Raw genomic sequence first — 20,522 nt, 5'->3', positions numbered from 1 at the left:
CCGATCAACGATGTCCAGAACCTCGTCGACCGACGACCTCCCCCGAAGAGGAGTCCCTCATGGATCGCAATGGCACGACCTTCCGACGCGGCAGCCTCGTCCGCTTCATCCGCTGGGTTTCGTCCCGCGACGCCGGCTGGACGGCCGAGATCATCGAGGGCCGCTACCTCGAGCGCGCCGACTGCGGCTGGCTGGTCGAGATCGAGGGCACTCCCACAGTGGTCACGAAGGACGACTGGGCGGTTTTCCGCTGATCGGCTGGGACAGGCAAAGTCACTGCGCCGACGAAGACGATACGGTCACGGCGAGCTGCCTCCGCGCCGCATAATGATCAGCTCGAGGGCGAGGCCCCACTGGAATCGCGAGGGATCATGGAGTGGGAAGACCTGGCCCTCCGTGCGGTCATCGAGGAGCATGCCGACGCTCCTCTGCGCGATGAGGTCCAGCGGGACATGAACGCTGCTGAGGGTGGTCGGTAGATGGCGGACGACCGGAATGTCGTTGTACTCCACGACCGAGACGTCGACAGGCACGCAGCCCCTGCCTCGCGGCAGCGGTCATCGCGCCGATGGCTGCGTGATCGGTGACGGCGAAGGTTGCGGTCGGTGGACGTCGAAGTTCGAGAAGAGCCTCGGCGCTCTTCTCGCCCGCTTCGACGGAGAAGCTCCCGCCGGCGACGAGTTCAGGCGAGAACTCGTCGCCCCCTTCGCCGAGGGCACGACGTGCTCCGTCGAGGAGATGCACTGCACTCGGGGCGTACTCCGGACCGCGGATGATTTCGATCCGACGGTGGCCCAAGTCCGCCAGGTGCTGGACCGCGAGGTAGTCGCCGAGCTCGTCGTCGGTCGTTGCACTCGGACTGATCCCATCCGTTCGCAGGGCGAGAACGTGACGGATTCCACTGGCGCTGAGCTCCTCAACGAAGCAGTCGAACGTCGGCCGCGGGATGATCATCACCTCACTCTGTGACCGACGGTCCTCGTCAGACCTGAATCGGATTCGGCGGAGTGACCGTCGACCCTCGAACGACGAGGGTCGTGGCGAACTCATGGCGCGCGATCGCTGCGTGCTCGCCTGCCAGACCGTCGAGCAGCAGTTCGGCTGCGCGGCGTCCCATCTCTTGGTAGGGCTGGCGCGCGGTAGTGAGCTGAGGCGTGACGAGTACTGCGGCCCGCTCGTCGTCGAATCCCGCGACGGCGATGTCGTCCGGGATCCGCAGCCCGTGTCGTCCGATCACGCGCATGGCAGCGGGAGCCAACTGGTCGTAGGCGCAGAAGAGTGCATCTATCGACGGATCGCGCTCAAGCAAGGCCGAGAGTTCCGGGCATCTATCGTCGGACTCTTGGAGATCGGCCTCGATGATCAGGTCAGGATCGACGGGGACACCGGCTGACTCGAGTCCGTTCCGATAGCCGACGATGCGATCGCGCAGGAAGAGCAGGTCGGTGGTCGAGCCACCCGGCGGGCGCGGCGCGAGGAAGGCGATCCTTCTTCGTCCGAGGTCGAGGAGATGCTGCGTCACCTGCTGAGCCCCCGCCGAGTTCGAAGCAGAGATGCTCGGGAGATGGATGGTCGTGCTCGTGTCGTCGAGTGCGACGGCGGGGATGCCGATGCGATCGCAGGCGTCTCGGACCGGCCGCTGATCCGGGACGCTGATGACGATGACCCCCTCGGTGGGTACGTCGACGAGAGTGTCGATGACAGAGGCGAGACCGCCAGGAGCATCGGTAACAGGGTGGATGAGCACCTGGTACCCCGCCTCGCCGGCCGCGGTGATGCACGCTCTCACCACCGGTTCCCACCATCCCCACTGATTGTTCGGCACGATGACACTGAAGGCGCGGTGACCACCTCGCCGCAGAGCCCGGGCGGCGACAGAGGGTCGATAGCCGAGCTCCTCGGCCACCGCCCGCACCCGCGCGCGAGTGGACTCGCTGACGTCGGATTGACCGGCGAGAGCTCGAGAGACGGTCGCGGCTCCGACGCCCGCTGCCCGTGCGACCTCAGCCAAGGTCACTCGTCGCATCATCTCGGTCTCCTTCGGCCCGAAGAGTGGACAACTCCTCGATGGGTGCTAGCGTACCGGAAACGTTACCGGAATCGTTACCGGTGACCATCAAGACACTTCTCAAAGGTGAGGAACACCCATGACCATGCAATCCGGCACTGCTGATCGCACTGCTGTCTCGCCCGTCGGGCCCGTCTTCATCGCCCTCTACGCGCTGGCGATGTTCGGAATCTGGATGGCGATCAACCTCCCCGCCTCGGTCACGCTCGCGCTGCGGATCTCCGAGATCGATCCCGCGGGCAAGACCACGAGCTACTCGATCGCCGCCGGCGTCGGCACTCTGACGGCGTTGCTCGCGAACCCGTTCTTCGGCCGTCTGTCCGATCGAACGCGAAGTCGTTTCGGCCGCCGACGGCCGTGGATCGTGATCGGCATGCTCGGCACAGCGGCGGGAGCTGCTGTGATCGGTTTCTCGGACAGCTTTGCGCTGCTGCTCGTCGGCTGGGTCTTGATGCAGGCATTCGTGAACGCTGCAGTCGCCGCGATGCTCGCGATCGTCGCAGACCGCGTGCCTGAATCGCAGCAGGGCGTGATCGGCTCGCTATCCGGCGCCGCTTCTGCGGCTTCACTGGTCATTGGGATCTTCGTCATTCAGGCGTTTCCGACCAGCATTCTCGCTCAGATCGGCCTGCCCGTCGCTGTCGCCCTCGTCCTCGCCGGAGCGCTGATCGCCGTGTTCCGCGACGACGTTCCGGCTGCCGAGCCGCTCCCTCACTTCGGCGTGAGGGAGTTCCTCGGCTCGTTCGTCATCGATCCTCGACGCGAGCGGGAGTTCTCGTGGCTGCTGCTGTCCCTCTTCTTCATGTTCGGCGCCTGGGGCGTCGTCTCGACCTACACCGTCTATCTGCTTCAGGACATGGTCGCCGTACCCGAGGGAGAGCTCAGCACCGTCATCACCCTCTCCTACGTCATCCCGGGCGTGCTCGCCTTCCTCGCCGGACCGGTCGCCGGATTCGTCGGTGACCGCCTCGGTCGCCGCAAGCCCGTCCTCGCTGTCGGTGCAATCATCAGCGCGGCCGGAATGGTCGTGATCGCCACCGCGTCGACTGGAGTGCAATTCCTCATCGGCGCCGCCCTCGTCTCGGGGATCGGCTCGGGCGTACTGCTCGGCACTTACATCGCGTTCGGGATCGCCACCATGCGAGAGACCACCGACGCAGCGCGCAATCTCGGCGTGATCAACATCGCGATCACTCTGCCGTTCTCCGTGATCCCCTTCATCGCACCCCTGGTGCTCGGCATCGGCGGGGGTTCCTCGAACTACGTCGCCCTCGTCCTCGTCGGAGGCCTGTTCGCTCTGCTCGGCACTCTCCCGTTGCTCCGCATCCGCTCCACCCGCTGACCCACCGCTCCAGCCGCAGCCGCAGCGCGGACTCTCCGCGGCGTTCCACTGACTTCGAAAGGCTTCCATGTCTCTTTACCTCGACCCTCACCAGTCGATCGAGCGTCGCATCGAGGATCTGCTCCCTCGCATGACGGTCGCCGAAAAGGCCGGACTGATGTTCCACCCCTCGACCGAGCCGCCCGGTGAGCAGGTCAGCGCGAAGGAGGCGAACGATGCAGCGGTCCGAGACGTCGTCGGTCGCGGAATCAGCCATTTCAACGTCTTCGGCGGCGACGACAGCGCGACAGTGGCGGCTTGGCACAACACCCTGCAGAACCTTGCCGCAAGTACACGCTTGGGGATCCCGGTGACGCTCTCGTCGGACCCCCGCCACGGGTTCCGGAGCAACCCGTTCACCGGCCAGTCCCTCACCAGCCTCTCGCGCTGGCCGGAGACGACCGGAATCGCGGCGATCGCGGGCACGGATGCGGTGCGGCAGTACGGAGAAACGATCCGGGCCGAATTCCTGGCCATGGGCATCAGGGTCTACCTCGGACCGATGGCGGACATCTTCAGCGAACCTCGCTGGTCTCGCGGGGCCGGGACCTTCGGAGAGGACCCCGAGCGTGTCTCCGAACTCACCGTCGCCTTCATCGAAGCGCTGCGCGGCGGCCCTGAGCTGAGTGAGAGGTCGGTCGCTGCCGTCGTCAAGCACTTCCCCGGGGGCGGACCCCAACTGCGCGGGGACGATGCGCATGACAAGCGTTATCCGGAGCAGATCTACCCCGGCGGACAGCAGGAACTGCACATTCGGCCGTTCGAACGCGCCTTCAGCGCAGGCGCCACTCAGGTGATGACCTATTACGGCAAGCCCGTCTCCAGCGATTGGGACGAGGTCGGCTTCGCCTTCAACGCTCCCGTCGTGCGCGACATCCTGCGCGGTCGACTCCGTTTCGACGGCATCGTCGTCACCGACTGGAACCTGCTCGAGAGCGAGATGGTCGGCGACTACCTCTTCGGACCCAACGGCTGGGGCCTGGAGGATCGAACACCGGCCGAACGCGCACAGATCGCCATCGAGGTCGGGGTTGACCAGTTCGGCGGAGACCGCAACACCGCGATCATCGAGGAACTGGTCGACGCCGGCGTCGTGACCCAGGCGCGGATCGACGAGTCCGTACGGCGTATCCTCCGCGAGAAGTTCCGTCTGGGTATCTTCGAGCAGCGAGCGGTCGACGTGGAGCAAGCTCGGCAGACGTGCGGTGCGTCGGTGTTCTTCGATCGCGGCGTGGCCGCGCAACGCGGCTCGCTCGTTCTGCTCTCCGAGAGGGCCGGTCTTCTTCCCGAGCACGCGACGCTGTTCCTCGACGGCATCGACGACCCGTGCGGCCGTCCCACGACTACGGACATGATCGCGGCCGACGCTATCGTCGTCCGCCTCGACGCCCCGTTCGAACCGGGCCGTGGATCGCTCGTCGCAGAGTACTTCCACGGCGGAACCCTCGAGTTCCCCGCCGCGACCCTCAAGCGGCTGCAGGAGTACGCCGAGCTCGCACCGCTGTTCGTCGCGGTCTTCCTCGAGCGGCCTGCGATCCTCGGCCCGATCATCGACCTCGGCGCGACTGTCGTCGGCGAATTCGGCGCGAGTGATGCTGTCGTCCTCGATGCCTTCTGCGCCCGAGCACCCCTGAGCGGGCGACTGCCGTTCGACATCCCCTCGTCGATGGCAGCCGTCGAAGCTTCGAGGGAGGACGTGCCGTTCGACACCGAAAGCCCTCGATTCCGAGCCGGCGACGGGATCGAGAAGCCGGCGAGGGCGATTCCTGAGCGCTGAAGCAGGGGCCTGAGGTCGGCTCTCGAGGAGGAGTGGAGCGGCGGACGTGTGCTCTGGGCGATGCACCCGTCGTGCCGAGAGCGGCCGATCAACCAGGCGCCGTCTCGGGGTGCACGTGCCCGAAGGTCCACAAGGTCGGTGCGATTCGGCGGACGTGCCGACAGTGCTGCGCTCCCGTCGTGCAGCAGTGGACGCACCGAATCACGACGATCGATCGGCCTGCTTCGATCTCAGGAGCGTCCTATCGCCGGACGTGCAGTGCTTCGCCGTTCGATCAACTCGGTGGTGATCGTCGTTCGAGCGTCAAGCGCTTCGCGGCCCTCGATGATCTCGACGAGGTTCTGAACGCTCACGCGGCCGACCTCGAGGAGGTTCTGGCGGACGGTCGTCAGCGGCGGCCAGAAGGCCTCGGCCTCCTCGATGTCGTCGAAGCCCACCACGCTGACCTGGCCGGGCACGGCGATCCCCGCCTCGTGGTAGGCGAGGAGCACTCCCAGAGCCATCTGGTCGTTGGCAGCGAACACCGCAGTGACGTCCTCCCGCTCTCTCAGCACGACTCCGGCGTGGTACCCCGATCCAGTGGACCAGTCGCCGGTGAGAGGAGCGGGTGGCTCGATGCCGCGCTCGCGCAGCGCCTCCCGCCATGCAGCCTCGCGACGGAGGGCGGCGAAGCTGTCGCTCGGTCCACTGACGTGCCAGACCGTGGCGTGACCGAGGTCGAGCAGGTGCTGAGTGGCGAGCCGCGCGCCGTGCTTCTGGTCGGAGTCGACCACGGGATGGCTGGTCTCGCGGCTGGCGTCCAAGGAGACGATGGGGACGCCGGGCGGGAAGTGCACATCCGGGTTGTCGCGGTAGTGGAACTGCTCGAGCACGATGATGATGCCGTCCAGGGCCTGGTCGGCGAGCACCGAGAAGGCACTGCTCGTCGCGTCGCGGCTGGAGACGTCCACGGTGATGAGCGTGACGGAGTACCCGGCCCGGTTGGCCTCGGCGGAGATCGCCTCGAGGGTCCGGCGGTTGCCGAACGAGGAGAGGGTCGAGAGCACCACGCCAATGTTCCGGTACCGGCCCGATCGGAGCGCCCGGGCCGCGCGATTGGGCCGATAGCCGAGCTCGGTCATGCTCAAGAGGACCTTCTCCCGGGTGAACGGGTCGACCTCCGGCGCCCCGTTCGCGACGCGCGAGACCGTCTGCTTCGACACCCCCGCCCGCTCGGCGACATCGCTCTGAGACGGTCCCTTGTGCCTCGTCGCGCCGGGCCGGTGCGCCTCAGACATCGCCGTCGTCCGCGCTCGCCAGGGCCTCCCGAGGCGGCGTCGCGAGTGAGTCCTTTTCGTTGCTCATGGGTCCATGCTAGAGTCCGAACTCAGATGGTCACGTGACCAATAATCTTAACGACTGAGGAGCGACGATGGTGTCTCTGACGACTGCCCGACCGGTGAGCGCCCGCCGCGCCCGCCGCGACTGGCGGGGCTGGGGGTTCATCGGCCCGTTCATGCTCGTGTTCCTGGCGGTCTTGGTCGCGCCGGTGCTCTACGCGATCTACCTCAGCCTGTTCCGCCAGCAGCTGGTCGGCGGCAACGCGTTCGTCGGGTTCGAGAACTACGCACTCCTCCTGCAGGACCCGCGCTTCTGGGAGTCACTGGGCCGCGTCACGCTGTTCCTCATCGTGCAGGTCCCGGTGATGCTGGTGCTCTCCCTCGTCGCCGCTCTCGCCATCGACAGCGCCCACCTGGTCGGCCGAGGCGCGTTCCGGATCCTGCTGTTCCTGCCCTACGCGGTTCCCGGTGTCGTGGCAGCGCTGATCTGGGGGTTCCTCTACGGCAACCAGTTCGGCCTCACGGGCAGCGTCAACGATCTGCTCGGCGCGGAGATCCTGCGGCCGTTCAGCTCCGAGTGGGTGCTGGGCTCGATCGGCAACATCGTCACCTGGGAGTTCCTGGGCTACAACATGCTCATCTTCTACGCGGCGCTGAAGGTCATCCCCGCCGACATCTACGAGGCGGCGGACCTCGATGGAGCGGGCGGCCTCCGAGTGGTGTGGAGCATCAAGCTGCCGGCCATCCGCAGCGCGGTCGTGATCGCCACCATCTTCTCGATCATCGGCAGCTTCCAGCTCTTCAACGAACCGAACCTCCTGAAAGTACTGGCCCCCAACGTGATCTCCACCTACTTCACCCCGAACATGTACGCCTACAACCTCTCCTTCGCCGGCCAGCAGTACAACTACTCGGCCACGGTGGCGATCGTCATGGGCCTCTTGACCGCCGTCATCGCCTACATCGTGCAGCTGCGCGGCCAGCGCTCCGAGGTGCGCTGAGATGACCGTCTCCTACGCACGCACCAGCCCCCGCGCTCGACGCCCGCGCCGCTCGATCCTGCTCGCCGTCATGATGGTCGTCTTCGTCGTGTACTCGGTGGTCCCGCTGGTCTGGCTCGTCATCAACGCGACCAAGAGCCAGAGCGATCTGCTCTCCACCTTCGGCCTCGGCTTCGGCGGCGAGTTCGCGCTCTTCCAGAACATCTACGAGACGCTCACCTACCGCGACGGCGTGTTCCTGCAGTGGTTCGCCAACACCCTGCTCTACGTCGTCGTCGGAGCGGGCGGAGCGACACTCCTCGCGACGGTCGCCGGCTACGGACTCGCCAAGTTCGACTTCCCCGGGAAGCGGGGCGTCTTCGCCCTGATCCTCGGGGCGGTGGCGGTGCCCGGCACTGCGCTGGCCGTGCCGACCTTCCTGATGTTCAGCCAGGTGGGACTGACCAACACGCCCTGGGCGGTGATCCTGCCCTCGCTCGTGAGCCCCTTCGCGCTCTACCTCATCTGGAGCTTCGCCACTGAGGCCGTGCCGACCGAGCTGCTCGAGGCGGCACGCATGGACGGGTCGAGCGAGTTCCGCACCTTCTTCACCATCTCGCTGCGACTGCTCTCCCCGGGCATCGTCACGGTCGTCCTCCTCACCGTCGTCGCCACTTGGAACAACTACTTCCTGCCGCTCATCATGCTCAGCGAGCCGACCTGGTATCCGCTCACGGTCGGCCTCAGCCAGTGGAGCGCCCAGGCGACCGGCGTCGGAGCCCAGCCGATCTACAACCTCGTGATCACCGGCTCGCTTCTCACGATCGTCCCGATCGTCATCGCGTTCCTGTTCCTGCAGCGCTACTGGCAGTCGGGTCTGACCGCCGGAAGCGTCAAGCAGTGAATCTCCGCACCTCCTTCCTCCCCTCCCTTCCCGTACAACGAAGTCACTCGAAAGGAACTCCCATGACTCACTCCACCAGCGGGCGGCGTCTCGGCCGCTTCGGCGCCCTGGCGGGCGCCGCTCTCACTCTCGGACTGGTGCTCTCCGGCTGCTCCGCCGCCGGCGGCGCGACGAGCTCGGACGCCGACGCGGCCGATCTGGACGCGGCCCTCGAAGCGGGCGGCAGCCTGACCTACTGGTCGTGGACTCCGTCCGCCGAGGCGCAGGTGGCCGCGTTCGAGGAGGCCTACCCGAACGTCGACGTGAACGTCGTCAACGTCGGCACCGGCACGACTCAGTACACGCAGCTGCAGAACGCCATCACCGCCGGCTCAGGTGCCCCCGACGTCGCCCAAGTGGAGTACTTCGCCATCCCGCAATTCGCACTGGCCGACTCGTTCGCGGACCTGACCCCGTACGGTCTCGCCGAGCTCGAGGACCTGTACAGCGCCGGCCCCTGGAGCTCGGTAAGCATCGGCGGCGGCCTGTACGGCCTGCCGCAGGACTCCGGCCCCATGGCCATGTTCTACAACCAGGCCGTCTTCGACCAGTACGGCATCGAGGTCCCCACCACCTGGGACGAGTACTACGCCGCCGCACAGAAGCTGCACACGGCGAACCCCGACGCCTACATCGCCGGCGACACCAGCGACCCCGGCTTCGCGACAAGCATGATCTGGCAGGCCGGCGGCCGCCCGTTCCAGGTGGGAGACGACGGCACCACGATCACCCTCGACCTCGAGGACGAGGGCTCGCAGGCCTTCGCTGCGAATTGGTCGCGCCTCACCGAGGGCGAGCTCCTGCCGGACATCCCCAGCTGGAGCGACGAGTGGTACCGCGCCCTCGGCGACGGCACCATCGCCACCCTCCTCAGCGGCGCGTGGATGCCCGGCGTGCTGCAGTCCTCCGTGCCCGAGGCCGCGGGGAACTGGCGTGCCGCGCCACTGCCCACCTACGACGGCGACACCGGCAGCAACTCGGAGAACGGCGGCGGCGGGCAGGTCGTGCTCGAGCAGAGCGAGAACAAGGCCCTGGCCGCCGCCTTCGTCCGCTGGCTGAACTCGGACGACGAGAGCGTCGAGATCTTCCTCCAGTCCGGCGGCTTCCCCGCGACCGTCGCCGACCTCGAGTCCGACGAGTTCCTCGCGCAGACCCCCGAGTACTTCGGCGGCCAGCCGATCAACGAGGTCCTCGTCGACGCCTCGCGGAACGTCAGCACCGGCTGGCAGTACCTGCCCTTCCAGGTCTACGCCAACAGCGTCTACTCCGACACCGTCGGTCAGTCCTTCGTCAACAACCAGGACATCGGCAGCGGACTGATGAACTGGCAGGACCAGCTCGTCGAGTACGGCGACCAGCAGGGCTTCTCCGTCAACAAGTGACACGGATGCGCTGAGCGACACGAGAGCGCGGCGCGGGACCTCCCCGCGCCGCGCTCTCGGCATCGGCGGGGGAGTGGTCCTCTCGGCGCGTCGTGATGAACAGCGTGTCCAGATCGCACCCGCCGAAAGTCACGCCGGAGACCCGCGGGGCGTCGAGGGTGGACGCCGATCAGCTCGCCGGAGGGTCGTGGTGACGAAGCCTCACGCCGCCGCCTGCAGCGCTCCCTCGTCGCGGATCGTCGTGCCGCCGGGGACGGCGGGACTCATGAGCCGCTTCCCGACGTCGCCGCGACCGCATCGTCCGGGTGCTCCACAGGCTCCTCGAGGCGGCCGCGGGTCTGGTCGACGAGCGCACGGGTGAGGTCGACCGCCGCCGCGGCGTCGCGGGCGGCGAGGGCGTCGGCGAGCCGGACGTGGAGGGCCAGGGCCCGCTCGCCCTCCGCGCCGAAGACCGGCACGCTCCCGGAGTAGCGCAGCCGCAGGGCGGCGAGGACGGTGTCGGAGAGCTGCGCGAGGACGGAGCTGGACGCCGCGGCGACGATCGCCGAGTGGAAGTCGAGGTCGGCCCGCGCGAACGCGGCGACCCGCCGGTCACGGTAGGTCGCGGTCATCTCCTCGGCCGCCCGGACGATCGCGGACAGCTGTTCGTCCGTGCCCTGGGCCGTGGCGAGCTCCGCCGCGGCCGGCTCGAGGATCGTCCGCAGCTGCATCAGCTCGCGGAGCTGCGTCTGCGCGTCGTCCGCGTGCGAGCGCCAGGCGATGACCCGCGGGTCCAGGAGCTGCCAGTGCTCGCGGCCGAGGACGGTGATCCCCACCCGCTGGCGGGCGACGATCATGCCGAGAGTCTCCAGGATGCGCAGGGCCTCCCGGATGACGGAGCGCGAGACGCCGTGCTCGCGGGCGAGCGCCTCGATGCCGAGCACCGTCCCCGCCGGCAGGTCGCCGCGGACGACGGCGGTGCCGACGGTGTCGACGAGGGTGCGTTGACGGGTCATGAGGCGGGTGGGACCGCTCCCTCGTAGGCGCGCTGCGGGAGCTGCGTGGCGAGCTTGCCGCCGCTCACGTCGACGAGGGTTCCCGTGATGTAGTCGGCGGCGTCGCTCGCGAGGAAGACGAGCAGGTCGGCGATGCTGTCCGCGGTGCCCCAGCGGCGGAGGGTCAGCGTGTCGAGCAGGCGGTCCTGCGTCGCCTGCGGCATCGTCTCGAAGCCGTTCATCGCGCTCGGGACCATGCCTGGAGCGTAGGCGTTGACGGTCACGCCCCAGGGTCCCAGCTCGCCGGCGAGCACCCGGGTGAACTGCACGACGGCCGCCTTCGATGCCCCGTAGGCGGCGGCCCCCACCGACGGCACGATCGCCGCGAACGAGGCCGCGTTGAGGATGCGGCCGTGATCGGAGGCCTTCACGTGCGGCAGCACCGCCTGCGACATCAGGAACACGCCGGCGACGTTGACGTCGAAGCAGCGGCGCCAGGCGGCCGGATCGAGATCCTCCACCCGGCCCTCCACGTTGATCCCCGCGTTGTTGACCAGGACGTCGATGCCGCCGAAGTGCGCCGCGACGCGAGAGACCCCGTCCGCGACAGAGTCGGGCTCGGTCACATCGCCCTCGATCTGCAGGACGCCGTTGGGCGTGCCCTCCGGAAAAGCGACGTCGAACGCCGCGACCTTCGCACCCTCGCGGGCGAAGCGCTCGGAGAGCGCCCGCCCGATACCCCGGCCACCACCCGTCACCAGAACGATTCGATCCGTGAGATCCACCAGCATGTCTTGCCCCCGCCGTTCCCGAAAAGTCTGCTTATTATAGATCCCATGAACGCGGAGTTGCGAGTCGCCTGGGTGACAGGAGCCGGAAGCGGAGTGGGGCGCGCCTGCGCGACGGCCCTGGGGGAGCGGGGGTGGACCGTCGCCCTCTCGGGGCGCAGGGCGCCCGAGCTCGCCGAGACGGCCGGGCTCGTCCGCGCCGCCGGCGGCACCGCCCTCGAGCTACCGTTCGACGTCACCGCGGACGACGCCCGCGAGCGCGTCGAGGCGATCGCCGCCGCGGCCGGCACCGACCGCCTGGACGCCGTGATCCTCTCCGCCGGTGCCAACACCCCGCAGCGGGCGTGGGCGGACCAGTCGATGGCGGAGTTCGCGGCCGTCGTGCAGACCAACCTCCTCGGCGTCGTCCGCAGTGCCGACGCCGCTCTGCCGGGACTGCGCGCCGCATCCGGCGTGATCGTCGTGATCTCCTCGATCGCGGGCTGGCGGCCCTCGCCCGGTGCAGGCGTCGCCTACAGCGCCGGCAAGACGGCACTCGCCCCGGTGGTCCGCACCCTCAACGACCAGGAGGCCGACGCTGGCGTCCGCGCGACCCTGCTCTGCCCCGGGGACATCGACAGCGACTTCCTGCGCCAGCGACCCGAGGTCCCCGGCGCGGCGGCCCGCGCGGTGATGCTCGCACCCGCCGACGTCGCCCGCTCGGCGATGTTCGTCATCGACGCACCGCGCCACGTGCGGATCGACGAGCTCGTGATCTCCCCGCTCTCCCAGCGCTCCGCCTGATCGCGCTCGACCCGCGCTCGAACCGACCCGATTCGACCCCACACGACCCGCGGTCGCCGTCTCCACGGCGCGCGGACACCGACGAGAGGCTTCAATGGACCACCGATGGCTCCGCACCGGCGAGGAGCGCGCCCCGCGCATATCCTTAGGCGCCGACTACAACCCGGACCAGTGGCCGCGCGAGGTCTGGGCCGAGGACGTCCGGCTGATGCAGGAGGCCGGGGTCGACGTCGTCTCCGTCGCCATCTTTTCCTGGGCGAGGATCCAGCCCACCGCCGACCAGTGGGATTTCGCCTGGCTCGACGAAGTGCTCGACCTGCTGCACGCCGGCGGCATCGGCGTCGACCTGGCGACGGCGACCGCCTCCCCGCCGCCCTGGCTCACGCTGGCCCACCCGGAGATCCTCCCAGTCACCGCCGACGGCAGGATCCTCTCGCCCGGGGGCCGGCAGCACTGGCGTCCCACCTCCGCGGTCTTCCGGGCACACGCCCTCGAGCTCGTCGAGCGCATCGCCGAGCGCTACCGGGACCACCCCGCGATCATCGCCTGGCACGTCAGCAACGAGCTCGGCTGCCACAACGCCTGGGACCACTCCGAGGACGCCACGCGGGCGTTCCGCACCTGGCTTGAGCACCGCTACACCGACATCGACGGGCTCAACGCGGCGTGGGGGACGGCGTTCTGGTCGCAGCGCTACAGCTCGTTCGAGGAGGTGCTCACCCCTCGTCTGGTGGCGGCCCTGCCGAACCCGACCCAGCGCCTGGACTTCCTGCGCTTCTCCTCCGATGCCCTGAAGGAGTACCTCGTCGCCGAGCGCGAGGTGCTGCGGCGGATCACCCCCGACATCCCGGTCACGACCAACTTCATGATCATGGAGGGGAAGAACCACGCCGCCTACGACGACTGGGCGCGGGAGGTCGACTTCGTCTCCAACGACCACTACCGCTTCGCCGGGGAGCAGTCCTTCGACGAGCTGGCCTTCTCGGCGGCGCTGACCTCGGGCGTCGCGCAGGGTTCGCCGTGGTTCCTGATGGAGCATTCGACCAGCGCGGTGAACTGGCAGCCGGTCAACCAGCCGAAGCAGCCAGGGGAGATGGCGCGCGACGCCCTCACCCACGTCGCCTACGGTGCCGACGCCGTCTGCTACTTCCAGTGGCGGCAGTCCGTCGCCGGCGCGGAGAAGTTCCACTCCGCGATGCTGCCCCACGCCGGAGAGGACAGCGAGCTGTTCCGCGACGTCGTGCAGCTGGGGGAGCGGCTGCGCCTGCTGGACGACGTGGCGGGGAGCCGGCGCGAGGCGGCCCCGGTTGCCGTCCTGTTCGACTGGGACTCCTGGTGGGCGAGCGAGTTGGAGTCGCACCCGAGCACGCTGCTGCGCTACCGACGTGAGGCGCTGGACTGGTGGCGCGCGCTCGCCGACGCCGGCATCCGCGCGGACGTGATCACCCCGGGCACCGACCTCACCCCCTACGACGTCGTCGTCGCTCCGATGCTCTACCTCGTCTCCGGGCGGACGGGTCGCGAGCTGACCGCCTACGTCGAGGGCGGCGGGAACCTGATCACCACGTACTTCTCGGGGATCGCCGACGAGAACGACCACGTCGTCGCCGGCGGCTACCCGGGTGCGCTGCGCGACCTCCTCGGGATCCGGGTGGAGGAGTTCCACCCGCTCCTCGAGGGCGAGGACGTCCTGCTGGAGGGTGACCTGCGCGGGTCCCTGTGGGCCGAGGGGATCCAGCTCCGGAGCCCTGAGACGAGCGTGCTCCGCCGCTACGCGACGGGACGGCACGCCGGCGAACCGGCGGTGACGCGCCGCGCGGCGGAAGCGGGCAGCGCCTCCTACGTCTCCACGCGCCTCCGAGAGTCCGACCTCCTCGCCGTCGTCACCGAGCTGCTCGACGCCGCCGGGGTCGTCTCCGAGCTCTCAGCGGAGGTGGTCGGCGCTGTCTTCCCCTCGCGGCGGACGATCGACGGCACCGTGTTCGACTTCCTCGTCAATCGCACTGAGCGGACGGTTCCGCTGCCCGGCGGCGAACCGGACCTCTTCGGGCAGCGGAGCATTCCGCCACGAGGAGTCGCGGTGATCCGCGGGAGCGAGAACAGGCTCGGCTGACAGCCGAGAGTCACTCCCGCGTCGCTGTCGGGTGGCATCTCCGGAGGCGATCGAGAAGGTGTCGACTGACGCTCGGCCTCGAGCTCGATGGGAGCATCCCGCACCGGTATCGAGTCGTCAGCGGACGAGGGTGCTGCCTCGGACGACCAGCTGGGGCTGCAGCACCTCGTGGTGATGCTCGTGGTCGGGTTTCGAGATTTCGTCGAGGAGCAGGCGGGCCGCCGCCTCGCCCATGGCCTCACCAGGCTGAGCGAGTGTCGTGATGGGCACGACGCTGTCCCATGCAGACCTGTTGTCGTCGTAGCCGGTGATCGCGATGTCCTCGGGGACCCGCAGGTCCGGCTGCGCGAGGAGAGACTGCAGCACGCCGAGAGCGAGCAGGTCGGCGGCGGCGATGACACCGTCGGGGCGCTCTGCCGGCGCACGCGAGGCGAGGAGGTGCCCGAAGCGCCGGCCGTCCTCGATCTGCACCTCCGCGGTCAGGTCGAGCTCGAGCGAGACCGAGCCGTTCGTCTCCGCGATCGCGCGCTGCACTCCTCGGAGTCGGTCGCGCACGGGCACGGCGAAGGCGGGGTCGCCCGCGAAGGCGAGGCGGCGACGGCCGAGCTCGATCAGGTGCCGAGCGGCGAGGTAGCCGCCGTGCTCGTCGTCCGCGCTCACCGTGCAGGCGCCCTCGACGGCGGCGTCGTTGAGGAAGACGAGTCGCCGCCCGCGCGGGAGCTTCGCCCGTGCCTCCTCCGCTGTGCCGGGAAGCGGCGCGAGAAGGATTCCGGCGACCTGCTCCTCCGTGAAGAGGTCGAGGTAGGTGCGCTGCTTGGGGGAGCGCATGTCCGTGTTGCCGAGGACGACGGTCATCCCCGCGGTCTCGGCCGCGCGCTCCGCGCCGCGGGTCATGTCGAGGAAGAAGGAGTTGCTGAGGTCGATCACGACGAAGCCGAGGGTGCTGCTCGTGCCGGCGGCGAGGGCGCGCGCAGCGCGGTTGGGCGAGAAGCCGAGGTCCTCGATCGCCTGCTGCACTCGGGATCGCGTCGCCGCGGAGACGACGCCGGGACGGTTCAGGACGTTCGAGACCGTTCCGAGCGCCACTCCGGCTCGCCGGGCGACGTCCTCCATGCGCGGAGCGGACGGCCGCGCAGCGGCGCTCTCGCTCACCGCATCCGCCGTCGCGTCGACCGCGCCTGCCTCGACGGCGCGGCGAGCGGTTCGTCGTCGTCGCGTCGTCGTCTTCGGATCCACGCCACCAGTGTGGTCCACTGGGACCCGTGACGACACGATCCGGTCTCGGCAGCAGCGCGGTCTCCCGTCGGACGATGCTCGTCGTCGGCGGCGCCCTCGGTGTGGCCGCCGCGACGGCGGGCTGCACGCCCCGGGCGGACGGGACTTCCGCACCGCCCTCTCCGAGCACCGAGGCCGCACCCACCGCGTCGGCCGCACCCACCGCGTCGTCGGAGTGGACGGTGGTGTGGGAGGAGGACTTCTCCAGCGGCGTCCTCGACGCGTCGGTGTGGACCGCGGCCGACTACGGCGGCAATCGCGACCTGAACGAGAAGCAGTACAACGATCCGGCGATGGTCGCGATCGAGGACGGCAACCTCGTCCTGCATACGCGCCGGCAGGAGCGCGACGGCTACCTCTACGCCGCGGGCAGCATCTCCTCGAAGGGCAAGCGCGATGTCGGGCCCTACGGCCGGCTCACCACCCGGCAGCTGCTCGGCCCGGGCCAGGGCCTCGGCTTCGGCGTCTGCCTCTACGGCGTCGACATCGACTCGGTCGGCTGGCCCGCGTGCGGGGAGATCGACGCGACCGAGATCGCGCTGGGCCGGCCGGGATCGCCGTTCGCGTCCGTCCACGGCCCCGGCTACTCGGGCGGTTCGCCGATCTCGACCACCGGTGCGGTGCCGTCGCTGGTGAACCGGTGGGCGGAGCACGTCCTCGAGTGGGAGCCGGGTCGGATCAGCTGGGCGATCGACGGAACCGTCTACCACGTCGCCGAGGCCTCCGACCCACGGGCGTCCGGCGGGTGGCCCTTCGATCAGCCGTTCTTCGTCACGCTCGTGCTCACAATCGGCTCCTACCTCTCCGGAGACGTCGACGAGTCGACCTGGCCCCGGGACGAGAACGGGGTGGAGCAGGACCCGTACGTCGTGGTCGACTTCGTCCGCTTCGAGCAGCGCACGACCTGACGGAGGCGGAGCGGCCCGCCCTCCGAGCCCGCTCAGGAGCACGTCCTCGATCCGAAGGCACCTAGTGGTGCGCTCACAGCTTGTCCATAGAGCGTCGTGTTCTTGAGAACCATTGACTTGATGCGCTTCAACTGGGAGCTTGATCGAGCGCCGCGGCATCCCCCGACCGCGGTGCTCTCTCACCTTTGGAGGCCAGCAATGACGCTGTTCAAGTCCGACCTGTCGCGAGGGGACCCCTCTCGCCGATCTCCGCGCCGTCCGTGGCTGCGGGGTCTCCTCTCCGTCGCCGTCGCCGGCGCTCTCGTCGCCTCCGCCGCTGCCGTGCCGGCCGCCGCCGCGGAGGGGGATCCGTGGATGGACACGACCCTCTCCTCCGACGAGCGCGCCGACCTGCTCGCCGCCGCGATGACGATGGATCAGAAGCTCACCCTGTTCGAGGGCAGCGGCGGCGGAGCCGTCGCCATCCCCGAGCTGGGCATCCCCGCACGCCGCGAGATCGACGGCGCGAGCGGCGTGATCGCCGCAGGAGCAGTGCAGACGACCGCGTTCCCCGCGGGCCAGTCGATCGCCTCGTCCTGGAACCTCGAGCTCGCTCAGGAGTTCGGCCGGATCGCGGGCGAGGAGGCCCACCTCGCCGGATTCTCCGGCTGGGCCGGCCCGTCCGCGGACCTGCGGCGCACCCCCTTCCACGGACGCCAGTTCGCGACCTACGGCGAGGACCCGCTGCTCGGCGGCCTGATGCCCGCCGGCGTCGTCGAGGGCGTCAACGAGAACAACGACACGATGGGCGTCTACTCCCTGCCCAAGCACTTCATCGCGAACAACCAGGAGACCGCCCGCAGCACCATGGACACGGTCCTGGACGAGCGGACCCTGCGCGAGCTCTACGTCCGCCAGTGGGAGCCCATCGTCGAAGCGGATCCCGGCGCGATCATGTGCGCGTACCCGAAGGTGAACGGCAGCAAGGCCTGCCAGAACCCGTCCCTGATGTCCGACATCCTCAAGGGCGAGCTGGGCTTCCCCGGCTGGATCTCCTCCGACTTCAACGCCTGCACCTCCCTCGAGGCCTACAACTTCGGCGCTGACGTGTGCGGCCCGAACTTCCCCGACTTCGCAACATTCAGCGCCGCGGTCGAGAACGGCACAATTTCTCCCGCACGATTCGATGACATGGTGCACCGCATCCTGCGCACCTACTTCGAGCACGGTCTGATCGACAACCCGCCGCCCGGGAGCCTGCAGAACCCCGCCCCCGCCGCCTCGCCGCTGCCCGCGTCGGTCGTGCAGGAGGGCCAGGAGGCCGCGTACCGCATGGCCGTCGACGGCTCCGTGCTGCTGCGCAACGAGAACGACGCCCTTCCCCTCAGCACCGACGACGTCGACTCGATCGCCGTCATCGGTGAAGGCGCCGACCGCTACATCACCGGCTTCGGCAGCGACATCGTCGTGAACCCCACCGAGACCTCCACGATCCTCGACGGCATCACCGAGCGCGCAGGCGCCGGCACCACCGTCGAGCACGTCGAGGGCTGGGACCCGGTCCGCCCCGGCGACCTGCTCCCCGGCGCTCAGCCGATCCCCTCCGGCGTGCTCCGCGCTGCGGACGGCACGACGCCCGGCATCACGGGTGAGTGGTTCGGCTCCCCGGACTTCACCGGCCCCGCCGTCACCACCCGCGTCGACGACCAGGTCAACTGGGGCCAGGGCCTCGTCGCCCTCCTTGCCACCTTCGGCTACGACCCGTCGCCCGCACCGAAGCTGCCCGCCGTGGCGACCTTCGCCGGCGCCCCCACCTCCACGCGGTGGACCGGCTCGCTGAACCCGACCGAGACGGGCACCTACGGCCTCGGCTTCACGATGCTCGGCTCGGCCACCATGTACATCGACGGCGAAGAAGTCCTGAACGTCGACGCCGACACGATCCAGACCTTCTCGGTCGACCGGGTCCTCGAGGCGGGCCAGAGCTACGACATCCGCATCGACTACGTCCCGGACGCCCCGAACCAGTGCTGCTCCACCGGCGGCAACCTCGGAACGGCCATCCGTCTCGACTGGACCCCGCCCAGCGCCGCCGCCTCGCCCCAGATCGTCGAAGCCGTCGCCGCCGCGCAGCGCTCCGACGTCGCCGTCATCGTCGCCAACGACTACATGGGCGAGTCGCTCGACCGCGGCACGCTCGCGCTGTCGCAGAACGAGGACCTGCTGATCTCCGCCGTCACCGCGGTCAACCCGAACACGATCGTCGTGCTCACCACGGGGACCGGCGTGGAGATGCCGTGGGTGGACGACGTGGCGGCCGTGTTCGAGTCCTGGTACCCGGGTCAGGAGCAGGGACGCGCCGTCGCCGCCCTGGTCTTCGGGGACGAGAACTTCTCGGGCAAGCTGCCGATCACCTGGCCCAAGTCGACCGAGCAGGTCACCGACGAGCTCGGCATCGAGAACCCCGTCTACGACGTCAACAACCCCGCCCTCACCGTCGAGTACACCGAGGGCGTCAACGTCGGCTACCGCGGCTACGACGCCGCCGACATCGACCCGCTGTTCGAGTTCGGCTACGGCCTCTCCTACACGGACTTCGAGTACCGCAGCATCGAGGTCCAGGACCCGACCGCCCGCGCCGCCGGGGGAGAGGACACCTACCAGCCCGGCCTCGTGAAGGTCGAAGTGCAGAACACCGGCGACGTCGCCGGCACCGAGACCGTGAACCTCTACCACGGTGTCCTGCCGACCGATCGCGCCGTCACCCCCGAGCGACAGCTGCTCGGCTGGGGCCAGATCACGCTGGAGCCCGGAGCCACCGGTACCGTCGAGATCCCGGTCCCGCTCTACGACTCCACGCACCGACTCGCCTACTGGGACGACGAGTACGACTACTGGGTCACCCCCGAGGGCCAGACGGAGCTGTTCGCAGGCGCCTCCTCTCGGGACATCCGCCTCACCGACTCCGTCTCGGTCACGACCCCGGTCGTGGACACCGTCGCCCCCACGGTGACACTCGGAATCGACCCGGCGGAGCCCACCGGCGACGACGGCTGGTACCGCGACCCGGTCACTGTCACCGTCTCCGCAACGGACGACGTCGACGCCGCACCGAGCGTGGTCGCCAGCATCGACGGCGGCGACTTCGCCCCCGTCACCGGTCCGATCGTCTTCGACACCGACGGCGAGCACTCCGTCGTCGCGAAGGCCACGGACGCCGCGGGCAACGTCTCCGAGACCGTCCAGTGGAACGGGAAGATCGACCGGACCGCTCCGACCGTCGTGGCCACCGAGCAGAAGTCGCGCTACCGCCTGACACTCACGGCCACCGACGCCACCTCCGGCGTCGACCAGGTGCAGTACCGGTACCAGATCCGCTATCAGGGCAAGATGCGGATGACCCCGTGGCTCACCTACCGCAGCCCCGTGCTGTTCGGTCTGCCGCAGTACGTCAAGGTCGAGTACCGCGCGACCGACGTCGCCGGGAACGTGAGCGCCGTCGGCACCTACCGCTGACACTCCGCCTCCCACGACGGACGGCCGTCGGAACCTCTTCACGGAGGATCCGGCGGCCGTCCGTCGTGGGCGGCCCGCTCACCCGTCGCTCCCGAGCTCGTGATCTCAGGGGCAGCGGAACCGCAGGGCCTCGATCGCGCAGGTGCGAGCCGGGGAGGACTCGTCCGATCCGACGTGCACCCCTGTCGGTGTCGGGATCCTGGCGCAGAGGACGTCGGCACGTGCTCGACGCTCGCGAGGAGTGCCGCGGGACTCGGGCGGTAGCGGGCGAGCGGTACGAGAAAGGGCGCCGCACCCTCCGCTGGGGAGGGGCGACGCCCTTTCTCGGAGGGAGCG

At 69.1% G+C, this 20,522-nt stretch carries 17 protein-coding genes; 11 read left to right on the top strand and 6 right to left on the bottom strand.

All coding sequences use genetic code 11. The annotated features are described in order from the left end of the window. The first annotated feature begins 59 nt into the window (after positions 1-59). Positions 60-254, top strand: coding sequence for a hypothetical protein (locus GSU72_RS09485; RefSeq protein WP_159984791.1), 195 nt, complete (start codon positions 60-62; stop codon positions 252-254). Between the two features lie 45 nt (positions 255-299). On the opposite strand, the gene GSU72_RS21565 is transcribed toward GSU72_RS09485, so the two are convergent. Further along, complete coding sequence (locus GSU72_RS21565) at positions 300-533, bottom strand: hypothetical protein (RefSeq protein ID WP_244256063.1); 234 nt, start codon at positions 531-533, stop codon at positions 300-302. A gap of 43 nt (positions 534-576) precedes the next feature. Between GSU72_RS21565 and GSU72_RS21560 the strand changes: the two genes are divergently transcribed. Next, entirely contained in the window at positions 577-969 is a 393-nt protein-coding gene (locus GSU72_RS21560) for a hypothetical protein (RefSeq protein ID WP_244256062.1), read from the top strand. A gap of 13 nt (positions 970-982) precedes the next feature. Here GSU72_RS21560 and GSU72_RS09475 read toward each other — a convergent pair whose 3' ends face one another. Then, positions 983-2,029, bottom strand: coding sequence for a LacI family DNA-binding transcriptional regulator (locus GSU72_RS09475; RefSeq protein WP_159984789.1), 1,047 nt, complete (start codon positions 2,027-2,029; stop codon positions 983-985). Positions 2,030-2,147: 118 nt separating this feature from the next. Here GSU72_RS09475 and GSU72_RS09470 point away from each other — a divergent pair, with 118 nt between their 5' ends. Next, positions 2,148-3,410 (top strand): MFS transporter, encoded by a 1,263-nt coding sequence (locus tag GSU72_RS09470; RefSeq protein ID WP_159984788.1) that lies wholly within the window; start codon positions 2,148-2,150, stop codon positions 3,408-3,410. A 67-nt stretch (positions 3,411-3,477) separates the two neighbouring features. Beyond that, positions 3,478-5,226, top strand: a complete 1,749-nt coding sequence (locus GSU72_RS09465; protein WP_159984787.1) for a glycoside hydrolase family 3 N-terminal domain-containing protein — start codon at positions 3,478-3,480, stop codon at positions 5,224-5,226. A 230-nt stretch (positions 5,227-5,456) separates the two neighbouring features. Here the strand turns inward: GSU72_RS09465 and GSU72_RS09460 are convergent, their stop codons facing one another. Further along, on the bottom strand, positions 5,457-6,503 hold the full coding sequence (locus GSU72_RS09460) for a LacI family DNA-binding transcriptional regulator (protein ID WP_159984786.1): 1,047 nt from the start codon (positions 6,501-6,503) through the stop codon (positions 5,457-5,459). A 134-nt stretch (positions 6,504-6,637) separates the two neighbouring features. Between GSU72_RS09460 and GSU72_RS09455 the strand changes: the two genes are divergently transcribed. From GSU72_RS09455 to GSU72_RS09445, 3 genes are all read left to right on the top strand, one after another. Then, entirely contained in the window at positions 6,638-7,546 is a 909-nt protein-coding gene (locus GSU72_RS09455; protein ID WP_159984785.1) for a sugar ABC transporter permease, read from the top strand. A 1-nt stretch (position 7,547) separates the two neighbouring features. After that, positions 7,548-8,429, top strand: coding sequence for a carbohydrate ABC transporter permease (locus GSU72_RS09450; protein ID WP_159984784.1), 882 nt, complete (start codon positions 7,548-7,550; stop codon positions 8,427-8,429). A 62-nt stretch (positions 8,430-8,491) separates the two neighbouring features. Continuing rightward, entirely contained in the window at positions 8,492-9,850 is a 1,359-nt protein-coding gene (locus GSU72_RS09445) for an extracellular solute-binding protein (protein ID WP_159984783.1), read from the top strand. Positions 9,851-10,113: 263 nt separating this feature from the next. Here GSU72_RS09445 and GSU72_RS09440 read toward each other — a convergent pair whose 3' ends face one another. Together GSU72_RS09440 and GSU72_RS09435 are read right to left on the bottom strand one after the other, a co-directional pair. Further along, entirely contained in the window at positions 10,114-10,845 is a 732-nt protein-coding gene (locus GSU72_RS09440; RefSeq protein ID WP_159984782.1) for an FCD domain-containing protein, read from the bottom strand. Next, positions 10,842-11,582: an SDR family NAD(P)-dependent oxidoreductase gene (locus tag GSU72_RS09435; RefSeq protein ID WP_348272842.1), complete on the bottom strand. Its 741-nt coding sequence runs from the start codon at positions 11,580-11,582 to the stop codon at positions 10,842-10,844. The genes GSU72_RS09440 and GSU72_RS09435 overlap by 4 nt, the downstream gene beginning before the upstream one ends. Before the next feature lie 78 nt (positions 11,583-11,660). Between GSU72_RS09435 and GSU72_RS09430 the strand changes: the two genes are divergently transcribed. Then, a complete protein-coding gene (locus GSU72_RS09430; RefSeq protein WP_159984780.1) occupies positions 11,661-12,395 on the top strand; it encodes an SDR family NAD(P)-dependent oxidoreductase in 735 nt (244 codons plus the stop codon). 94 nt (positions 12,396-12,489) lie between these two features. Further along, positions 12,490-14,508, top strand: coding sequence for a beta-galactosidase (locus GSU72_RS09425; RefSeq protein ID WP_159984779.1), 2,019 nt, complete (start codon positions 12,490-12,492; stop codon positions 14,506-14,508). Between the two features lie 117 nt (positions 14,509-14,625). Here GSU72_RS09425 and GSU72_RS09420 read toward each other — a convergent pair whose 3' ends face one another. After that, on the bottom strand, positions 14,626-15,744 hold the full coding sequence (locus tag GSU72_RS09420; protein WP_159984778.1) for a LacI family DNA-binding transcriptional regulator: 1,119 nt from the start codon (positions 15,742-15,744) through the stop codon (positions 14,626-14,628). Positions 15,745-15,770: 26 nt separating this feature from the next. Here GSU72_RS09420 and GSU72_RS09415 point away from each other — a divergent pair, with 26 nt between their 5' ends. Next, positions 15,771-16,691, top strand: coding sequence for a glycoside hydrolase family 16 protein (locus tag GSU72_RS09415; protein WP_159984777.1), 921 nt, complete (start codon positions 15,771-15,773; stop codon positions 16,689-16,691). A 198-nt stretch (positions 16,692-16,889) separates the two neighbouring features. Continuing rightward, positions 16,890-20,186: a glycoside hydrolase family 3 C-terminal domain-containing protein gene (locus tag GSU72_RS09410; protein ID WP_159984776.1), complete on the top strand. Its 3,297-nt coding sequence runs from the start codon at positions 16,890-16,892 to the stop codon at positions 20,184-20,186. Positions 20,187-20,522: the final 336 nt, after the last annotated feature.

The sequence above is a fragment of the Rathayibacter sp. VKM Ac-2760 genome (assembly GCF_009834185.1).
Taxonomy (GTDB): domain Bacteria; phylum Actinomycetota; class Actinomycetes; order Actinomycetales; family Microbacteriaceae; genus Rathayibacter.
The sequence above is the reverse complement of the archived record's forward strand: the minus strand, read 5'-3'. Positions and strand labels throughout refer to the sequence as shown.

Coding starts and splice junctions, on each gene's coding strand:
- GSU72_RS09460 (WP_159984786.1), bottom strand. CDS start 6,503: ATGTCTGAGGCGCACCGGCCCGGCGCGACGAGGCACAAGGGACCGTCT.
- GSU72_RS09430 (WP_159984780.1), top strand. CDS start 11,661: ATGAACGCGGAGTTGCGAGTCGCCTGGGTGACAGGAGCCGGAAGCGGA.
- GSU72_RS09440 (WP_159984782.1), bottom strand. CDS start 10,845: ATGACCCGTCAACGCACCCTCGTCGACACCGTCGGCACCGCCGTCGTC.
- GSU72_RS09465 (WP_159984787.1), top strand. CDS start 3,478: ATGTCTCTTTACCTCGACCCTCACCAGTCGATCGAGCGTCGCATCGAG.
- GSU72_RS09425 (WP_159984779.1), top strand. CDS start 12,490: ATGGACCACCGATGGCTCCGCACCGGCGAGGAGCGCGCCCCGCGCATA.
- GSU72_RS09455 (WP_159984785.1), top strand. CDS start 6,638: ATGGTGTCTCTGACGACTGCCCGACCGGTGAGCGCCCGCCGCGCCCGC.
- GSU72_RS09410 (WP_159984776.1), top strand. CDS start 16,890: ATGACGCTGTTCAAGTCCGACCTGTCGCGAGGGGACCCCTCTCGCCGA.
- GSU72_RS09475 (WP_159984789.1), bottom strand. CDS start 2,029: ATGATGCGACGAGTGACCTTGGCTGAGGTCGCACGGGCAGCGGGCGTC.
- GSU72_RS09485 (WP_159984791.1), top strand. CDS start 60: ATGGATCGCAATGGCACGACCTTCCGACGCGGCAGCCTCGTCCGCTTC.
- GSU72_RS09470 (WP_159984788.1), top strand. CDS start 2,148: ATGACCATGCAATCCGGCACTGCTGATCGCACTGCTGTCTCGCCCGTC.
- GSU72_RS09445 (WP_159984783.1), top strand. CDS start 8,492: ATGACTCACTCCACCAGCGGGCGGCGTCTCGGCCGCTTCGGCGCCCTG.
- GSU72_RS09450 (WP_159984784.1), top strand. CDS start 7,548: ATGACCGTCTCCTACGCACGCACCAGCCCCCGCGCTCGACGCCCGCGC.